Below are 17,620 nucleotides of genomic sequence, written 5' to 3'. Positions count from 1 at the left end.
GACTGCAATCTAAGTCGCAGTCCGTGTAACTGATTTTACGTTTTATTGTTTAAAACGCATAGCTCAATAGCGAAGTGAATTGAACCTGCCATCATATAGAAACCCCGTTAGTACACAACATCGGGATAAATGAAATTTATTTTTCAATGTACTTCCGGGGTACTTTATTTAATTTGACAAATATGACGCAATACTATCTTGTGTTTCAATAATAGCTTTTTCGCCTTCATGCCAGTCTGCAGGACAAACTTCGCCATGCCTTTCATGAAACTGGAGGGCATCTACCATACGCAAAGTTTCATCTACACTTCTTCCCAAAGGCATGTCGTTTACTACCTGATGCCTTACAACACCCTCTTTATCAATTAAGAACAAACCACGATAGGCGGCTGGCTGGCCTTTAAAAATAATCTCTCCATTTTCATTGTAATCATATTCTCCGGCCAAAACGCCATAGTTTTCAGCAATTGAGTTTGAGGCATCAGCTACAAGCGGATATTTCACACCTTTAATTCCTCCGTCGCTTTGCTCAATTTGCAGCCATTTCCAGTGCGAAAATTCGCTATCTACACTGCAACCAACTACAGCGACATTTCTTTTCTCAAATTCAGCTATTTTATTTTGAAAAGCAATGATCTCGGTCGGACAGACAAATGTGAAATCTGCCGGATAAAAGAAAAATACTACATGTTTTTCACCAATGTACTGTTCTAATGAGAAATCTTCAACAATTTTGTCACCGTCAACTACTGCTTTAGTAGTAAACATCGGTGCTTTTTTTCCAACCAATATTGACATCTTTTTATCTTTTTTTAGGTTAAACTTACATGTGCGCTAACAAACAGATTTGTTAATTGTTTCTGCAATCGCTACACAATCCGTAAAGATAAAAACCGTGATAGCTTATTTCAAAATCATTTTCATCCGCAACCCGCTCTTCTATTTGCTTTATGCGTGGGTCGGAAAACTCCACTACTTTGCCACATTTTGTACAAATAAGGTGGTCGTGTTCAGCGGAATTGTAGGCTTTTTCAAATTGAGCGATGTTTTTTCCAAACTGATGCTTAATTACCAAATTACATTCCAATAGCAACTCAATTGTATTGTACAAGGTAGCCCTGGAAACACGGTAATTATTATTTTTCATAAATATATAAAGCGATTCCACATCGAAGTGGCCTTCGTGCGAGTAGATTTCCTCCAATATGGCAAAGCGTTCGGGTGTTTTCCTGTGTCCTGTGCCTTCAAGAAAAGAAGTAAAGCGTTCCTTTACGGCTACTTTGGTATCTTTAGTATTCATAACTGGTCTAATTAAAAAGAACAGCTCAAATATATAATTTTATTTAGATTAAATCAACATTCAGCTGGTAGTTTCGTGCTCACGAAATACGCGATTTATACCTTTTAGGCTTTTAAGGTCTTGAATTAGTCGTCTTAAATCCTTACGGTCATATACATACAGCTCTATCCAACCATTGAAAGTATTTTGTTGGGTTTCAAAATGTATGGTTCTGATATTGGCTCTCAATTCTTTGGAGATGACACCGGTTACATCATGCACAATACCGGCCTGATCGATACCTTCGAGTCGAATATTGGCTAAAAATGCCATGGCTTTGTGCGAGGTCCATTTCACCTTCACGATTCGATCACCAAAACTCGAAGAAAGTTTTACAGCTTGCGGGCAGGTTGACTTGTGGATATGTACGATACCTTCGTCATCCTGGTAACCAATTACAGCATCGCCTGGAATGGGATTGCAGCAATCTGCAATATGAAATTGTTGCTGTATATCTTCATCAGAAATATTGAGGGTTTTTTTCTTATCAAACTCTATTACTTTATTTTCCATTTCGGCTTTAGCATCGCTTTTCAATGACCAAAAACGCATCCATCTGGGGGCACCCCTGAATCGCAGTACTTTACGAATATCTGAGGAGGAAATAGTTTCATTGCCCAATCCATAAAACAAATCTTCTTTTTTGCGGATGTTTAAGCGATCACGGAGTCGCATGAATAACCTTTCGCTGATTTTGATATTTTGTTTTTGCAGCAACTCAAGGTATATCTCCTTCCCCGCTTCTATTTTGTTGTTTCTAACCTTATTAAAATAGCTTCGTATTCCGTTTTTAGCTTTGGCTGTGGCTACCATATTAAGCCACTCAATTTTGGGTCTTGCTTTGGTAGAAGTAATAATACGCACCTGGTCACCACTTTTTAGTTTGGTGGTTAATGGCATACTTTTGTGATTAATTTCAGCATACAATGCCTGATTACCCACCTCCGTATGAATATCATAAGCAAAATCCAATGCTGTGGCTCCCTGTGGCAAATTTTTCAAATCGCCCTTTGGCGTAAACACCATAATTTCGGATGTGTAAAGATTCAGCTTCACATCGTCCAAAAACTCCAGTGCATCAGCATCGGGCGATTCGAGTGTTTCCTGTATTTTCTCAAGCCAACGGTCAATTTCACTCTCCTGGTCATGATGTCCTTTGTATTTCCAATGTGCAGCAAAACCCCGTTCTGCTATTTCATTCATTCTGCGGGTACGAATTTGCACTTCAACCCAGCGACCGTTGGGACCCATAACAGTACTGTGCAGAGCCTCATATCCATTGGCTTTTGGTGTATTAACCCAATCGCGCAGGCGATCTGGCCTGGGACGGTATATATCGGTAATCATGGAATATACCTTATAACATTGTTCTTTTTCGTCCCCACTATCTTCTTTGGGGGTAAATACTAATCGAATGGCAAACAGGTCGTAAATCTGCTCAAAAGTCACCCCCTTGTTTTGCATTTTTTGCCATATGCTATAAACTGATTTCGGACGTCCTGAAATATCAAAATCATAACCAGCGTCAGTCATGCGTGCTGCTATGGGCAATGAAAATTTGTTGATGAAATTGGTGCGTTTCTCATCAGATTCCCTGAGTTTTTGGTTAATTCGTTCATAATCTTCCGGGTGCCTATACCGGAAACTAATGTCCTCTAACTCTGTTTTCATGCGATAAAGCCCAAGCCTGTGCGCCAGCGGGGCATAAAGGAAAAGGGTTTCTCCCGCTATTTTCAATTGTTTATTGTCGGGCATGCCTTCTAAGGTGCGCATATTGTGCAGCCGGTCGGCCAGCTTAATCAATATCACACGCACATCATCAGACATGCTCAAAAGTATCTTTCTGAAATTTTCTGCCTGCAATGAAGAGCGATGATCAAAAACACCAGACATTTTAGTGAGTCCTTCGACCATGCTGGCTACTTTCTCACCAAAAAACTGTTTAATATCGTCTTTTGTATAGTCTGTATCTTCTACTACATCATGTAATAGGGCCGTAATAATAGAAGTCGTGCCCAGCATAATTTCACTGGCAACAATCTCTGCCACAGCTATTGGATGAAAAATATAAGGTTCGCCCGATTTTCTGCGTACCGGATAATGTGCTTTATAAGCAAAATCAAAAGCCTGATCTATCAGCTCAATACTTTTTTTATTGCGCGATTTAATGGCTTTCTGCTTTAACTCTTCAAAGTTCTCGTTTATTTTGCTTACTTCTTCTTTACTAAAATCCATCCACTATTTTATTTTGCCTGTTTTTTTGAATATCGTTGAATATAAGATATCTTTTTGAATTATTAATCAAAAATACTGCCTAAAAAAACTACTTTTGCCCCAATATTGGCTTTACATAATGAATACTTGACCATGAAAAAAGTTGCTGTAGTAATTTTAAACTGGAATGGCGCCAAAATGTTGCAAAAATATTTGCCATCAGTTATTAAAAATACCAATAAAGATATAGCTGAAATTATTGTTGCTGACAACGGCTCTACAGATAATTCACTATCAATTTTAAAAACCGATTTTGCAGATATTCGAATTATTAAACTCAACAAAAATTACGGCTTTGCAGCGGGCTACAATAAAGCACTCGACCAGTGTAACCACGAATATTTTGTGTTGCTAAACTCCGATGTGGAGGTGACACCCGGGTGGTTGGAACCGTTAATTAATAAGATGGATGAAAATCAGCATGTAGCAGCCGCCCAACCCAAAATTAAATCATGGGCCAACAGAGAGATGTTTGAATATGCAGGTGCGGCCGGTGGTTATATCGATCAATACGGTTATCCTTTTTGCAGAGGAAGAATTATTAGTGAAGTAGAACAAGATACAGGGCAATACGATGAGCCTGCCACAGTTTTATGGGCTACAGGTGCGTGCTTAATTATAAGATCAACAGTATACAAAAATGCGGGTGGGCTCGACAGCACATTTTTTGCCCACATGGAAGAAATTGATCTGTGTTGGCGCATCAAAAACCAGGGGTACGAGATAATGACGTATCCGGAATCTACTGTTTTTCACCTTGGAGGTGGTACTTTGCCCAACAATTCACCAAGAAAATTATTTTTGAATTACAGAAATAATTTATTGCTTTTATACAAGAACTTACCTGAAAAACGCATGAAAAGAACAATGCGTGTGCGTTTTATGTTGGATATGATTTCCGCAGCCATGTATACCTTACAATTAAAACCTGCTTTTTCTATACAAGTATTTAAAGCGCGCAGGGCTTATAAAAAACTACTCCCAAACTACAAGGCAATTCGCCTGGATTTAGAAAAACAGCGTAAAGTACAGTATCATCCTGAAATATTTAAAGGAAGTATCATCTGGAAGTTTTTTGTAAGGAGAAAAAAACATTACACTCAATTACCATAAACAATTAATAGATTGGATGTTGTTTCTAAAATTTGTAAATTAGGATAGAAATTTAAATTACAAACATATGAAAAAGAATAATTATGGAAACAACGCCCCTTCTAACGCCATTTATGGTTTAGGTTTGATAGGAGCAGCAGTGTATTTTATCAGTCATGCCACAAGTTTTTGGATGGGTTTGATTGGATTTCTGAAGGCATTGGTATGGCCGGCCTTTTTGATTTATGAAGCGCTAAAAGCTGTGGGAGCGTAAAATTTTATGCATTTTTTTATAGAAAATAAGAAAGCCCGATATTTACATGTCGGGCTTTCTTATTTTTATTTATTTGGTTTTATCGGGGAATGGAGGGATCTTCGGAGTTTCTACCGGATCTTCTTCCAGTTTTTTCAAAACAACTTCAATAGCTTTTTGAAGTTGAGCATCCGTTCCCATGTATTCTTTATATGGATCATTGTCCACCACGATATCTGGCTCTACCCCGTGTCCTTCAATAATAAATTTACTACCATCTTTGGCAAATGGTGCAAATTCCGGTTTGCGGAGCTGACCGCCATCAATAAAAGGTAATGAACCTGTAATGCCAACTACTCCACCCCATGAACGCACACCGATAATTGGACCGGTTCCATGAGCTTTAAACCTGTACGGGAATAAATCACCATCGGAGGCTGAATAATTATTAATAAGCAATACTTTAGGACCAACCAGCATTTGATTTGGACTGGGTTCAACAGATTTTTGGTTGCGCCGCATACTGTAAAATACCAACTCACGGCGTAAACGCTCCATTATCATTGGAGATACATTGCCACCACCATTGCCTCTGTCGTCAATAATAAGTGCTTTCTTGGTAAGCTGGGGATAAAAATGTTTAACAAACTCATTGAGTCCTTTGGGTCCCATATCTGGAATGTGGATGTAACCAACCTGCCCGTTTGTGGCTTTATTCACTTTTTCGATATTAGTCTGAACCCAATTGTAATAATACAACTCTGATTCATCGTCTGTAGTTTTGATCAGTATTTCTCTGGCTCCGTTTGTAGTTGGCTTATTGTTTACAGTGAGTTCCACCAGCTGATTGGCTTTCCCTGTCAGTAGCTTGTACATATCTTTGACATTTTTTGTGGAGTTGCCATCTACAGCCAAAATATAATCGCCTTTTTCAACATCAGCATCTGGTTGAGTAAGTGGGGAACGTGCATTTTTACGCCAGTTTTCCCCTTGGAGAATTTTATCAACCTTGAAATATCCCGAAGGATCCGTTTTTATTTGGACGCCTAAAAGACCAGTTTTTATACGTTCTACATCGGGCCGGTCACCTCCGTTCACATAGGCATGTCCTATGCTCAATTCACCAATCATTTCACCAATCAGGTAATTCAGGTCATTGCGGTGGTTTACCCATGGCAGCAATTTGGCATATTTATCATGAATGGCTTTCCAATCATTTCCATGCATGTTATCGGCATAGAAAAACTCCCGCATTTGCCTCCAGCTCTCTGTATAAATTTGTTCCCACTCAGCCTTTTTGTCTACCCAGAGTTTCATTTTACTTTGGTCGACCTTATTTTTAGGTTTAAGTTTACCGCCCGGAAGCTTTTCGACATAGTAATTACCATGATACCTTACAAGAACCTTTTTGCCAGAAGCAGCAATACTCATAGACATTTTCTCACCAATTTCCGTTTCTTCTTTCTTATCCAAATCAAACATCTTGAGTTTGTTATTTCTTGTTCCTGATTTCATTGTATTATAAAACAACTTTCCATCAGCCGGCTGGAGGTTATAATAATAGGCTGGATCGACCGGCAAATCAACAATACGGTCAGTTAATCCATTAGTATCTATTTGAACATCCGAATTTCCTGCTTCTTTTTCTTCACTCTCTTTTTCTTCTTGTATTTTCACCTTATTGTTTTTTGGTGCAAAAGGCGATTTTGTTGATTTTGCTAATGGCACCATGTATATACGGTTCATATTTTTATAAGCAAAATTCCACTCTACATCGTTGTAGGTAGGGTTAAAATCGCGCGCCGAAACAAAATAAAGGTATTTTCCTTTGGGCGAAAATATGGGAGAACCCGCATCATACCAGCTTTCTGTAATCGCATAATGCTTTTCATCTTCAAGGTTGAATATTTTAATTACATTCATTTCATTTTCGCGTGGCTCGGTGTATGTTAGCCATTTTGAATCGGGACTCCAGTTGTATGACCATATTTTACCATGATCGCCATGTACAATCTGTTTTATGTCGCCGGAGGTAATATCTACATAATTTAAATTGTAGTTCTGATCGGTCCAGGCAATCATTTTACTGTTTGGAGACCACTCTATGTTAAAGATATAAGTATTATTGTTAGTTATCTTCTGAGGTTCAGCCCCTTCTTTATTTTCCAAAATATAAATTTGATCTTCGCCACCCTTGTCTGATATCCAGGCAAGATATTTTCCATTTGGCGACCAGGCGGGTTCCCGGTCATGTGCTCCGGATGATTGTGTAAGGTTATAGGTTACACCTTCTTCGGCGGGAACAGTCCATACATCGCCGCGTGCACCGAATACAACACGTGCTCCCCCGGGTGAGATGTTGACATCGTCGATATATTCGGAGGCATCAACATATTCCTTACGACCATAGATTTGATCATTGTCTATTTTAATATCGAGTTTTTCAAGTTCATTGTCTGTAAATCGATAAATATACAGGTAACCCTCATTCTCAAATATTATCCCGTCATTTCCCAAAGAAGGAAACTTCACATCGTAAGTATCAAAATTCGTTACTTTTTCTACCTTATTTGTTGCAGTTCTGTATACAAAAAGGTTCATGGTTCGGTCACGATCCGAAGCAAAATAAACATCCCCCTCATACCACATGGGAAAAATATCCTGTGCTACATGGTCGGTAAGCTGCCTGATTTCTTTGGTGTCAAAGTCAAATAGCCATACATCATCGGCCATTCCGCCCTTATAATATTTCCAGGTACGGAATTCGCGCATTACACGATTAAACGCCAGTTTGTTGCCATCTTCACTCCAGGTATGAAAACCGCCTGTTGCCAATGGCAATCGTTCGGAGAGTCCTCCTGCTGCCGGCACCTTAAACAAATGGCCCACAAAAGAATTAAAAGAAATTCTACGGCTGCGGTAAACAATATATTCTCCATCCGGCGTCCATGACATTACGATGTTGTTGGGACCCATCCTGTCACTTACATCATCTCGTGATAAGGTGGCAGTAAAGGTAATACGTTCGGGTACGCCTCCCTTAGCAGGCATAACGTAAACTTCAGTATTGCCATCATATTGCCCTGTGAAAGCAATTTTGGTCCCGTCAGGTGAAAACCGGGCAAACATTTCATAGCCGGGATCGGATGTTAAGCGTCTTGCGACTCCTCCATCGCGGTCAGCCAGATATAAATCTCCTCCATACGTGAACACTACTTTATTTTGGTGAAAATCAGGAAATCGCATTAGACGCGCCTCCTGCCCAAAAGTTTGTTGAAAAAGTCCAAATATGAGTGCAAAAGCTAAAACTTTGTAATGTGCCATATTTTTTTAATTATTTAGATTTATCCGAAATTAACAATTTTTTAGGTAAAAGGGTTCAAATACCTTATGATTTGTCCGTAAAGCCAGTTAAATTTGTGGCTTCATTAAACAATGAATGCTATGAGGCGCTACCTGGTTATCCTTTTATTGATAAGCTTTTTCCCCCCTTCCCTTAAATCTGAACCATTGCCAAAAGATGATTACACTTTTCTGGATACCAGCTACCATTGGGTAGACAGTGTTTTTAAATCATTAAGTATACGGCAACGCATTGCTCAATTAATTATGGTCAATACCAGCTCAAGAGACAATGCTGAAAAAAGACGTAAAATATCGCGGCTTGTAAAAAAATACAACATTGGAGGCATAATATTTTTCCAGGGCGGTCCCGTGCGGCAGGCACATCAAACCAACCATTATCAATCTTTGGCACAAACACCCATAATGGTAGCCATGGATGCCGAATGGGGAGTTGCGATGCGGCTGGATAGCGTGGAACCATTTCCCAGGCAAATGATGCTGGGAGCAACAAATAACAACGGATTGATTTATGACATGGGCACAGAAATAGGCCGTCAATGCAGGCGTCTTGGCGTACATATAAATTTTGCCCCTGTAGTCGATATCAATAATAACCCAGACAACCCAGTTATCAACAGTCGCTCATTTGGCGAGAATAAACACGAAGTCCTCCGAAAATCATATTCCTACATGCAAGGTATGATTGACAGCAGAGTATTGGTTACAGCCAAACATTTCCCGGGACATGGCGACACTGATGCTGATTCACATCATAGTTTGCCCGTCATTAACCATAACCTTGATCGCCTGAACAAAGTTGAATTATTTCCATACAAACACCTTATTAATCTTGGTTTAAGTGGTGTTATGGTGGCCCACCTTCAGGTAAATGCACTTGATAATCGCCCCCACAGACCTTCGAGCATATCAAAACCCACCATTACCGGTTTGCTTAAAAATAAGCTGGGGTTTAAGGGGCTTGTCTTTACAGATGCGCTGAATATGAGAGGTGCGGCTGATTACTACGAGCCTGGAGAGTTGGAAATAGAAGCACTCAAAGCCGGTAACGATGTGCTGCTCTATCCTGCAGACCCCGAAAAATCGATCCTTGCCATTGAAAAAGCACTTAAAAATAGAACTTTATCTGAATCTCTTATCAATCAGAAATGTAAAAGAATTTTAGCGGCTAAGTACTGGCTTGGTCTTGATAATATTAAACCAATTAAAACAAAAAATCTAATTAAAAATCTCAATTCTTCAAAAACCAATGAATTAAATAATTGGTTTGCCAGTGAAGCTATTACATGTATCAAAAATGATAAAGCCCATTTGCCACTGAAAAATAAAGATTTGAATGAATTAGCTATAGTCACTATCGGCGAAACAGAATCCAATATGTTTCATCTAAGAATGAATGATTATTGCAACCCCGACATGTATTTCCTGGGTAAAAATGCCACTGAAAACCAAATCGCAAATGTCAGGAAAAATTTAAGCAACTATGCGAATACAATAGTAGCTGTACAGCATACCAGTAATTCGCCATATAAACAATATGGTTTAAATGCCACAACACTATCTGCAATTGAGCGTATGGCAAATGCTGGCAACACTTCTTTGGTATATTTTGGAAATCCGTATGCACTGAAAAAAATGCGTGGTATAGAAAATTATCGTTCCATAATAATTACTTACCACGATAATGAATATACCCGTAATTATGCTGCACAAGTATTAACGGGCGGTCAAAAGGCTTTGGGCAAATTGCCGGTAAGTATCGAAGGATTTTCACTGGGAACCTCTTTTAAACTAAAGAAAACAAGATTAGGTTATGTTCATCCGGATATGGTAAATGCCAGTAAAGGTGCGCTGACAAAGGTCGATGCTATTGCCGAAGAGGCCCTTTTAACAAAGGCAACACCCGGCTGTGTAGTGCTGGCTGCGAGACACGGTAAGGTGTTTTTTCACAAAGCTTATGGATATCATACCTACGATAAACAATTGCCTGTGCGCAGGGACGATATTTATGACCTGGCATCCGTAACTAAAATTGCAGCCACTGTTCCGGCATTGATGTCTTTCTACAGTCAACAAGAATTTAATTTACAAAAAAAGATTGGCGATTATTTAAATCTGCCAGATAGTTCAAATCCGGCATCAAGAAAGCTTATTAATGTTTTAACACACCAGGCACGCTTAAAAGCCTGGTATCCGTTTTACACCGAGATGATAGATTCTACAGGAAATTATGAACCCCGCTTTTTCGGCAATGAAAAAAGTGAGCAATACAACATTGAGGTAGCTAAAAATCTGTATGCCTCAAGCGCAGCTATAGACACATTATATCATATACTTGACACGCTCTCTCTCAGAGAGCGCAATGGATACAAATACAGTGATGTTGGTTATTATTATTTATACAAAATTGTGGAAAATTTAAGCGGAATGCCATTTGAAAAATTTCTCCATCAAAAATTTTACGAACCAATGAAATGTATGACGGCCACCTTCAACCCACATGGAAAAATACCATCGCAAAAAATAATACCAACTGAACACGACACAATTTTTCGCAAACAATTACTACAAGGCTACGTGCATGACCCCGGATCGGCCATCCTTGGTGGTGTTTGCGGGCATGCAGGTTTATTTTCCTCTGCCAGTGATCTCGCAAAAATAGGACAGCTCTTTTTAAATAAAGGAACATATGGAGAGGAGCGATTTTTTAGCCAAAGCACAGTTGAATTTTTTACGCGTGCGAGCTTTACGCATAAAGATAACCGGCGTGGTATAGGTTTCGATAAACCGGAGTACAGAAAAAACTATATTGGACCCACCTTTTGGGGTATACCACTTGAAAGTTATGGGCATAGTGGATTTACCGGAACTTATCTTTGGTGCGACCCGGAAAGTGGTATTTTATATGTATTTTTGAGCAACAGAATTCATCCTGATGCAAATAACCGGAAATTAATCAGGGATGATATCAGAACCCGCATTCATAAAGCATTTTACAAAGCAATTAAACCCAGACAATTACTGTAATAATCAATTAAATTCAAAAGATGTTGTTAAACAAGTTTTGAATCATTTTTATTCATTCATAGTATAACTACTTTTGCAGTGAAAATGAACGACGTGAAATAAGCAACCAAGCCGAAAATATACGCAAACCCATAATACAATTTTTATGAAACCTACTCATATTGAACACATTGGCATCGCAGTTAAAAGTTTAGACGATGCTATACCTTACTACGAAAAAGTTTTAGGCCTTGAATGCTATGCAGTTGAGGAAGTTAAAGACCAAAAAGTAAAAACCGCATTTTTCAAAGTCGGAGAAACTAAAATTGAATTACTGGAATCAACAGATGCGGAAGGCCCGATTGGAAAGTTTATTGATAAAAAAGGAGAAGGCATTCACCATATTGCATTTGCAGTCCCCGATGTTGATAAAGCCTTAAAAGATGCTGAAGATAATGGCATTAGGCTTATCGATAAAGAAGGACGCGCAGGAGCTGAAGGCCTTAACATTGGATTTCTGCATCCCAAATCGACATTTGGTGTACTTACAGAACTTTGCAGCTAATTTCTATTAATCATACAATTTGATATATTAAAAATGTCAACGCAAGATAAAATTAAAGACCTTATTAAGCTTCGTGAAGAAGCCTATCTGGGTGGTGGTCAGAAAAAAATTGATAAGCAACATGAAAAAGGCAAACTAACCGCCCGTGAAAGAATCGATGAACTATTAGATGAAGGTAGTTTTGAAGAATTCGACATGTTCGTAACGCATAGATCTACGAACTTTGGTATGGAAAAGAAAAAAATACTGGGCGATGGTGTCATAACCGGATACGGAACCATCGATAACCGTAAGGTATTTGTCTTTTCTCAGGATTTTACCGTTTTTGGCGGTTCATTATCGGAAACGTTTGCACAAAAGATTTGTAAAATCATGGACAAAGCCATGGAGGTTGGTGCGCCCGTTATAGGAATTAATGATTCCGGAGGTGCGCGTATCCAGGAAGGAGTAACTTCTTTGGCAGGTTATGCTGAAATTTTTGAGCGCAATATACTGGCCTCAGGTGTAATTCCACAAATTTCAGCCATTTTTGGTCCTTGTGCAGGAGGTGCTGTGTACTCACCAGCCCTTACAGATTTTATCATGATGACCGAGGATAACTCATACATGTTTGTAACAGGCCCAAAAGTAGTTAAAACAGTAACCGGCGAAGATATTACTACTGAAGATTTGGGTGGAGCCAAAGTGCATGCCTCAAAATCAGGGGTTTCGCACTTCATGGTAGAGAGCGAAAACGAGGGATTAATGCTCATCCGTAAATTGCTCGAATATCTACCCCAGAACAATCTCGAAGATCCGATAGTAACAGAATGTACAGATCCAATTGACCGTATGGAGGATACCCTGAACACAATGGTTCCGGAAAATCCAAACATTCCATACGACATGAACGACATTATTGAGGCCTTGACTGATTATGGCGAGTTCTTAGAGGTTCACCGTAACTATGCCAAAAACATTATCACGGGTTTCGCTAAATTTCATGGACAACCTGTGGCAATCATTGCTAACCAGCCCAATTACCTGGCCGGAGTTCTCGATATTGATGCCTCCCGAAAAGCTGCACGCTTTGTAAGATTTGCCGATGCATTCAATATTCCAATCATTACATTAGTTGATGTGCCAGGTTTCCTACCCGGAAGCGGTCAGGAATCAGGCGGAATTATAATTCATGGTGCCAAATTAATGTTTGCTTACGGGGAAGCTACAGTGCCAAAAATCACAATTTCCATACGCAAATCATATGGTGGAGCGCATGATGTAATGAGCTGCAAACAACTAAGAGGTGACCTGAATTATGCATGGCCATCAGCAGAAATCGCTGTAATGGGTGCCAAAGGAGCCATCGAAGTACTTGAAGGAAGAAAACTAAAAGAAATAGAAGACGAAGAAGCACGAGCGAAATTTATGGCCGAAAAGACGGAAGAATATGAAAAAGAATTTTCAAATCCATATAAAGCAGCTGCTTTGGGCTATATCGACGACGTTATAGAGCCTCGCAACACACGTTTCCGTATTTGCAGGGGGCTTGACTTGCTGGCCACCAAAAAAGTAGTTAATCCACCAAAAAAACACTCGAATATACCATTATAAAGATTTAAACTATGATGAACATCATTGCATCTATAGCCAGTCAGGGAGGATTCACCGTTGCCTTAGTAGGCATTATGGTTGTTTTTGCTGCACTGGTGCTGCTTTACCTGGTATTTTCGCAACTGCCCAAAATTATTAGCATGAATATTCGCAGCCAACTGCGCCGCGAAGGAAAATATGAATGTGCAGACCAGGACGACTTTTCGGTTCCTGGTGATGAAAGTGCTGCTATTGCAGCTGCAGTGCATCTTTACTACAGTGAAATGCACGACGAAGAATCCAATATCATCACCATTAAGAATATGTCAAGAAAGTACTCCCCATGGAATTCAAAAATATATGGAGTACAAAATCAACCCGTAAAACAAAAATTTTGATAAATAGCTCAAAATGAAAGCATTCAAATTTATAATAAAGGGTCAGAAATACGACGTAACAGTCAATGAAACTGACGAAAACCAGCTTGATGTCGATGTGAATGGAACAACCTACAAAGTAGAGGTTGAACAAAATGCCACTACAAAAAAGACACCCAAGTTGGTTCGTAAACCTGTAACCAAATCACCTGGTGAAGGCAAATTAAAAAAATCTGAAGGAGGCAGTTATAAAGTAAAAGCTCCATTACCGGGAAGCATCATGAAAATTAATGTTAAACCCGGAGACACTGTCATTAAAGGGCAAACACTATTGGTTATGGAAGCCATGAAAATGGAAAACAACATTCAGGCTGAAAAAGAAGGTACCGTCGCCGATATAAAAGTTAAAGAAGGTGATAGTGTATTGCAAGATGACGTCTTATTAGAAATGGAATAAGAGAATAAAAAGCCAAAACTAAAATGAAAAATATATTTCTCCTGCTGTTGACATTTTTGTTTCTTGGTGCCACTTCAACACAGGCACAAAAACAAGATATCAAAGCACAGTTACTAAATGGAAAATGGCTCAATGAAGCAGACGGGTATATTCCCCGTCCAATAGCTGATGATGATAGTCGGGAAGTAGAAGCCGTAAAGCGCTATAAATTCCTGACCTTCAAAGCCGATGGGTCTTTTGAAATGGATTCAGCTAAAACGAGCTATCCAGGTAAATGGAAAATAGTGGGCAATAAGGTAGTGTTGATTTATACACCTAAAAAAGTAACCCACTTTCATCGCAACACAGACCCCAATAACCGGTCATCAAATTACAAGACAACAGATGAGCTGGTAGATTTGGGAACACGAGAAGGATATCTGAAAGACGGCAAGTTGGTCATGGACCATACCACGTATGAGCACTATTCAGGGGCAACTGCCGGATTATTAAACTTTTACGAATATTCAGGGTTTGCCAATGTAACACATGGTAATTTAATCATGATTGTTATTGGTCTGTTCTTTATTTTCCTTGCCATAAAATTCGATTACGAGCCATTGCTGCTCATACCAATAGGTACAGGTATACTTATTGGTAACATACCCATGTTTCAGGCGGTGGACTTCAACCTGCAACTAGGTGTATATGAGCCTGGTAGTGTAATGAATTACCTGTATCAGGGTGTAGTACAGGGCTGGTATCCGCCACTAATTTTCCTTGGCATTGGTGCCATGACAGACTTTTCGTCACTTATGTCGAATCCGCGATTGATGGTACTCGGTGCGGCTGCCCAGGTCGGAATTTTTATCACCTTCCTTGGAGCTCTGTACTTAGGTTTTGCTCCTGCAGAAGCTGGTGCAATTGGTATAATTGGAGGTGCCGATGGACCGACGGCCATATTTTTGTCGTCGAAACTTGCCAACGGGGTTAATATAATTGGCTATGACCCGAGTGGGGCGCCTATACTCGTAAAAAACTTAATCGGGCCCATTGCCATTGCTGCCTATTCCTACATGGCGCTTGTACCTGTTATTCAACCGCCAATTATTAAACTTTTTACAAGCAAACGCGAACGCCTTATTAAAATGCGGCCGCCACGAGCCGTTTCAAGGTTAGAAAAAATACTTTTCCCCATAATTGGGCTTCTTATTACGGCATTTATTGCCCCAACCTCACTCCCACTGCTGGGCATGCTTTTCTTTGGTAATTTATTAAAAGAAAGTGGGGTTACAGCCAGGTTAGCCAAAACTGCCAGCAATGCATTAATTGATACCATTACAATTTTATTGGGTTTAACAGTAGGTGCTTCCACACAAGCTGATGTATTCTTAACCAAAGATTCAATTCTAATTTTTGGACTGGGAGCTGCATCTTTTGCTATAGCTACCATGGGAGGTCTTATCTTCGCCAAAATTATGAACTGGCTTTCACCAAGTCACAATCCGGTGAATCCTATGATTGGAGCTGCCGGCGTATCAGCCGTTCCCGATAGCGCAAGGGTAGTTCAGAATATGGGCATTAAAGAAGATCCGAGCAATCACCTTTTGATGCATGCAATGGCACCAAACGTATCGGGTGTAATTGGCTCGGCTGTTGGTGCTGGTATATTGTTAAGTTTCCTGATGTAAAAAAATATTTTAATTTATAAAAAGGCAGGTTTCTTATTGGGACCTGCCTTTTTTGTTGGTTTACAGGTATTTATTCTCTCTAAATAGTTGTTTCTTAATAATTTTTTATTGAAATTAAATTTTGGAAATATTCTTTTTATACATACCTTAAGGTAAAATTTATCTCAATGAACCAGGTCATTTCCCAATTATATGCTTTACTTGAAAAGCATGCGTTAATCAACGATGAGGTTTCCGGCTTCCGGTTTCTATCATCGCCTGATCTTGCCTCAGAAAGGCACAAATTCTTCATTGACCTGGAAGAGCATTTTAGCCTGCAAAACCAGCACGAAGAACTAAAGGGGATTTCCAATCTACCACAACTTATTCGGTTTCTGCAAAAATCAAAATCGGCTTTCGAGGCTTAGCCCTTCCACCTTTCACATGCTTTATATATCTTTGCGGTAATGAAACCGAACCGTAAAGATATAACGCTTTTCCAAAAAGCAGCTCTTGCAACCCTTATAACACTCGTTGTAGTGCTATCAACCCTGTTGGTTTTTGAAATAAATGCCAAAAGAAAACACCAGGAATTTATAGTGTTGGTTGATGAACAAGATTTTGAGACGCCGGATCCATTCAAAAAAGAAAAAAAAATGGAAGAGCTGGACAAATCCATCAATGAGATGCTTGAACAGGAGATGCCTTTAGACCAAAGAGAAAATATTGCTGTAAACAAAGCCAATGAGCCGGAAGAGCAAAACCATACTCAGACACAACCTGATCAAAACCAAACTGAAGAAGAGTACCGGGAGGAACTGATAAAAAATGCTATAGGGAAAAAAGAATATGAAAAATATATTGTAAATAAACCAACCTATGATGAGGGTCCGGAAATTACCGTCCCCAAAAAAAGTAAACCTCAAAAAGTCAAAAAAGAAGTTTATACAGGTCCTTCCAACATTGTTTTTTACTTAGACGACAGGGAAATTCGTTACATTGATGTTCCGGTATACCTTTGCCAGGGCGCAGCAAGTATTACAGTAAAAATCGTTGTTTTACCCAATGGATTAGTAAAAAGGGCCCAACTTGACGAACAAGCAAGCACTTCCTCTGATGAATGTTTTACCGAAGCCGCACTTAAAGCTTCTCAAAATGCAATATTTACCCGGGGCAAGGCGGGTGAGCAAAGTGGTAAAATCACCTTTCACTTTGTAGCGCAGTAATTATACGGCCAACCTGAATAAGCGTTGAATTTCATTATCGTATACCTGCGCCAGCTCTTTGGACATCCATTGTTCCAAATCTTTAACTTCCTGCTCTGAAAGCCACTGAATAGATTTTTTTATTTCTTTTATAAAAAGATGGCGATTATGATAAATATTTAGTAGGATGTTTTTTTGGTGATCAAGCATTTTCATTGTGTTTTTAATTCATAATTTATTTCTGATTTTGATCCTCATTGACCCGATAAGAACTGATTATGATGTCTTGAATCTTCATTGAGTAAATAACGAAAAAATATACTTAATTGTATAAAAATAATGTTAACCCAACTTGAAAACACAAACGCATAAATAACTTCCATTGAGTGCATTATGATTTTGTTTTTTACAATTGGGGGACTACTTTTGTTTTTCTAACATATGGGCGGTGTTTAAAATTATGGCTGT

General features: G+C 39.2%; 15 protein-coding genes. 10 read left to right on the top strand and 5 right to left on the bottom strand.

Translation table 11 applies throughout. From position 1 onward, the window contains the following. Positions 1–168: 168 nt before the first annotated feature. Genes ACTB0Y_RS13920 through ACTB0Y_RS13910 form a run of 3 tightly spaced genes read right to left on the bottom strand, consistent with a single transcriptional unit; the run spans position 169 to position 3,574 of the window. A complete protein-coding gene (locus tag ACTB0Y_RS13920) occupies positions 169–798 on the bottom strand; it encodes a peroxiredoxin (RefSeq protein ID WP_463207440.1) in 630 nt (209 codons plus the stop codon). Positions 799–850: 52 nt separating this feature from the next. After that, positions 851–1,300: a Fur family transcriptional regulator gene (locus ACTB0Y_RS13915; RefSeq protein WP_463207439.1), complete on the bottom strand. Its 450-nt coding sequence runs from the start codon at positions 1,298–1,300 to the stop codon at positions 851–853. Positions 1,301–1,360: 60 nt separating this feature from the next. Then, positions 1,361–3,574 (bottom strand): RelA/SpoT family protein, encoded by a 2,214-nt coding sequence (locus ACTB0Y_RS13910; protein WP_463207438.1) that lies wholly within the window; start codon positions 3,572–3,574, stop codon positions 1,361–1,363. Between the two features lie 132 nt (positions 3,575–3,706). Here ACTB0Y_RS13910 and ACTB0Y_RS13905 point away from each other — a divergent pair, with 132 nt between their 5' ends. Then, complete coding sequence (locus ACTB0Y_RS13905; protein WP_463207437.1) at positions 3,707–4,726, top strand: glycosyltransferase family 2 protein; 1,020 nt, start codon at positions 3,707–3,709, stop codon at positions 4,724–4,726. A 67-nt stretch (positions 4,727–4,793) separates the two neighbouring features. Next, positions 4,794–4,979: a hypothetical protein gene (locus ACTB0Y_RS13900; RefSeq protein ID WP_463207436.1), complete on the top strand. Its 186-nt coding sequence runs from the start codon at positions 4,794–4,796 to the stop codon at positions 4,977–4,979. A 69-nt stretch (positions 4,980–5,048) separates the two neighbouring features. Here the strand turns inward: ACTB0Y_RS13900 and ACTB0Y_RS13895 are convergent, their stop codons facing one another. Beyond that, positions 5,049–8,282, bottom strand: a complete 3,234-nt coding sequence (locus ACTB0Y_RS13895; RefSeq protein WP_463207435.1) for a S41 family peptidase — start codon at positions 8,280–8,282, stop codon at positions 5,049–5,051. A gap of 120 nt (positions 8,283–8,402) precedes the next feature. On the opposite strand from ACTB0Y_RS13895, the gene ACTB0Y_RS13890 reads away from it, so the two are divergent. The 8 genes from ACTB0Y_RS13890 to ACTB0Y_RS13855 all read left to right on the top strand — a co-directional run bounded on the left by ACTB0Y_RS13890 (position 8,403) and on the right by ACTB0Y_RS13855 (position 17,173). Continuing rightward, on the top strand, positions 8,403–11,348 hold the full coding sequence (locus tag ACTB0Y_RS13890; protein ID WP_463207434.1) for a glycoside hydrolase family 3 N-terminal domain-containing protein: 2,946 nt from the start codon (positions 8,403–8,405) through the stop codon (positions 11,346–11,348). 145 nt (positions 11,349–11,493) lie between these two features. Continuing rightward, on the top strand, positions 11,494–11,892 hold the full coding sequence (mce, locus tag ACTB0Y_RS13885; protein WP_463207433.1) for a methylmalonyl-CoA epimerase: 399 nt from the start codon (positions 11,494–11,496) through the stop codon (positions 11,890–11,892). Positions 11,893–11,925: 33 nt separating this feature from the next. Further along, positions 11,926–13,485, top strand: a complete 1,560-nt coding sequence (locus ACTB0Y_RS13880; RefSeq protein ID WP_463207432.1) for an acyl-CoA carboxylase subunit beta — start codon at positions 11,926–11,928, stop codon at positions 13,483–13,485. An 11-nt stretch (positions 13,486–13,496) separates the two neighbouring features. Then, a complete protein-coding gene (locus tag ACTB0Y_RS13875; RefSeq protein ID WP_463207431.1) occupies positions 13,497–13,862 on the top strand; it encodes an OadG family protein in 366 nt (121 codons plus the stop codon). 13 nt (positions 13,863–13,875) lie between these two features. After that, positions 13,876–14,298, top strand: coding sequence for a biotin/lipoyl-containing protein (locus tag ACTB0Y_RS13870; RefSeq protein WP_463207430.1), 423 nt, complete (start codon positions 13,876–13,878; stop codon positions 14,296–14,298). 440 nt (positions 14,299–14,738) lie between these two features. Beyond that, positions 14,739–15,968 carry a sodium ion-translocating decarboxylase subunit beta gene (locus tag ACTB0Y_RS13865; protein ID WP_463207458.1) on the top strand — a complete coding sequence of 410 codons (1,230 nt, stop codon included), beginning with the start codon at positions 14,739–14,741 and terminating at the stop codon, positions 15,966–15,968. Positions 15,969–16,135: 167 nt separating this feature from the next. Further along, complete coding sequence (locus ACTB0Y_RS13860; RefSeq protein ID WP_463207429.1) at positions 16,136–16,375, top strand: hypothetical protein; 240 nt, start codon at positions 16,136–16,138, stop codon at positions 16,373–16,375. A 39-nt stretch (positions 16,376–16,414) separates the two neighbouring features. Next, a complete protein-coding gene (locus ACTB0Y_RS13855) occupies positions 16,415–17,173 on the top strand; it encodes an energy transducer TonB (RefSeq protein WP_463207428.1) in 759 nt (252 codons plus the stop codon). Here the strand turns inward: ACTB0Y_RS13855 and ACTB0Y_RS13850 are convergent, their stop codons facing one another. Then, positions 17,174–17,362, bottom strand: a complete 189-nt coding sequence (locus ACTB0Y_RS13850; RefSeq protein WP_463207427.1) for a hypothetical protein — start codon at positions 17,360–17,362, stop codon at positions 17,174–17,176. Between the last annotated feature and the right edge of the window lie 258 nt (positions 17,363–17,620).

The sequence above is a fragment of the Salinivirga sp. genome, assembly GCF_055145285.1.
The sequence above is the reverse complement of the archived record's forward strand: the minus strand, read 5'-3'. Positions and strand labels throughout refer to the sequence as shown.

What these genes read in the sequence shown, in the direction of transcription:
- ACTB0Y_RS13920 (WP_463207440.1), bottom strand. Translation starts at nt 798, where the DNA reads ATGTCAATATTGGTTGGAAAAAAAGCACCGATGTTTACTACTAAAGCA.
- ACTB0Y_RS13915 (WP_463207439.1), bottom strand. Translation starts at nt 1,300, where the DNA reads ATGAATACTAAAGATACCAAAGTAGCCGTAAAGGAACGCTTTACTTCT.
- ACTB0Y_RS13910 (WP_463207438.1), bottom strand. Translation starts at nt 3,574, where the DNA reads ATGGATTTTAGTAAAGAAGAAGTAAGCAAAATAAACGAGAACTTTGAA.
- ACTB0Y_RS13905 (WP_463207437.1), top strand. Translation starts at nt 3,707, where the DNA reads ATGAAAAAAGTTGCTGTAGTAATTTTAAACTGGAATGGCGCCAAAATG.
- ACTB0Y_RS13900 (WP_463207436.1), top strand. Translation starts at nt 4,794, where the DNA reads ATGAAAAAGAATAATTATGGAAACAACGCCCCTTCTAACGCCATTTAT.
- ACTB0Y_RS13895 (WP_463207435.1), bottom strand. Translation starts at nt 8,282, where the DNA reads ATGGCACATTACAAAGTTTTAGCTTTTGCACTCATATTTGGACTTTTT.
- ACTB0Y_RS13890 (WP_463207434.1), top strand. Translation starts at nt 8,403, where the DNA reads ATGAGGCGCTACCTGGTTATCCTTTTATTGATAAGCTTTTTCCCCCCT.
- mce (WP_463207433.1), top strand. Translation starts at nt 11,494, where the DNA reads ATGAAACCTACTCATATTGAACACATTGGCATCGCAGTTAAAAGTTTA.
- ACTB0Y_RS13880 (WP_463207432.1), top strand. Translation starts at nt 11,926, where the DNA reads ATGTCAACGCAAGATAAAATTAAAGACCTTATTAAGCTTCGTGAAGAA.
- ACTB0Y_RS13875 (WP_463207431.1), top strand. Translation starts at nt 13,497, where the DNA reads ATGATGAACATCATTGCATCTATAGCCAGTCAGGGAGGATTCACCGTT.
- ACTB0Y_RS13870 (WP_463207430.1), top strand. Translation starts at nt 13,876, where the DNA reads ATGAAAGCATTCAAATTTATAATAAAGGGTCAGAAATACGACGTAACA.
- ACTB0Y_RS13865 (WP_463207458.1), top strand. Translation starts at nt 14,739, where the DNA reads ATGGACCATACCACGTATGAGCACTATTCAGGGGCAACTGCCGGATTA.
- ACTB0Y_RS13860 (WP_463207429.1), top strand. Translation starts at nt 16,136, where the DNA reads ATGAACCAGGTCATTTCCCAATTATATGCTTTACTTGAAAAGCATGCG.
- ACTB0Y_RS13855 (WP_463207428.1), top strand. Translation starts at nt 16,415, where the DNA reads ATGAAACCGAACCGTAAAGATATAACGCTTTTCCAAAAAGCAGCTCTT.
- ACTB0Y_RS13850 (WP_463207427.1), bottom strand. Translation starts at nt 17,362, where the DNA reads ATGCTTGATCACCAAAAAAACATCCTACTAAATATTTATCATAATCGC.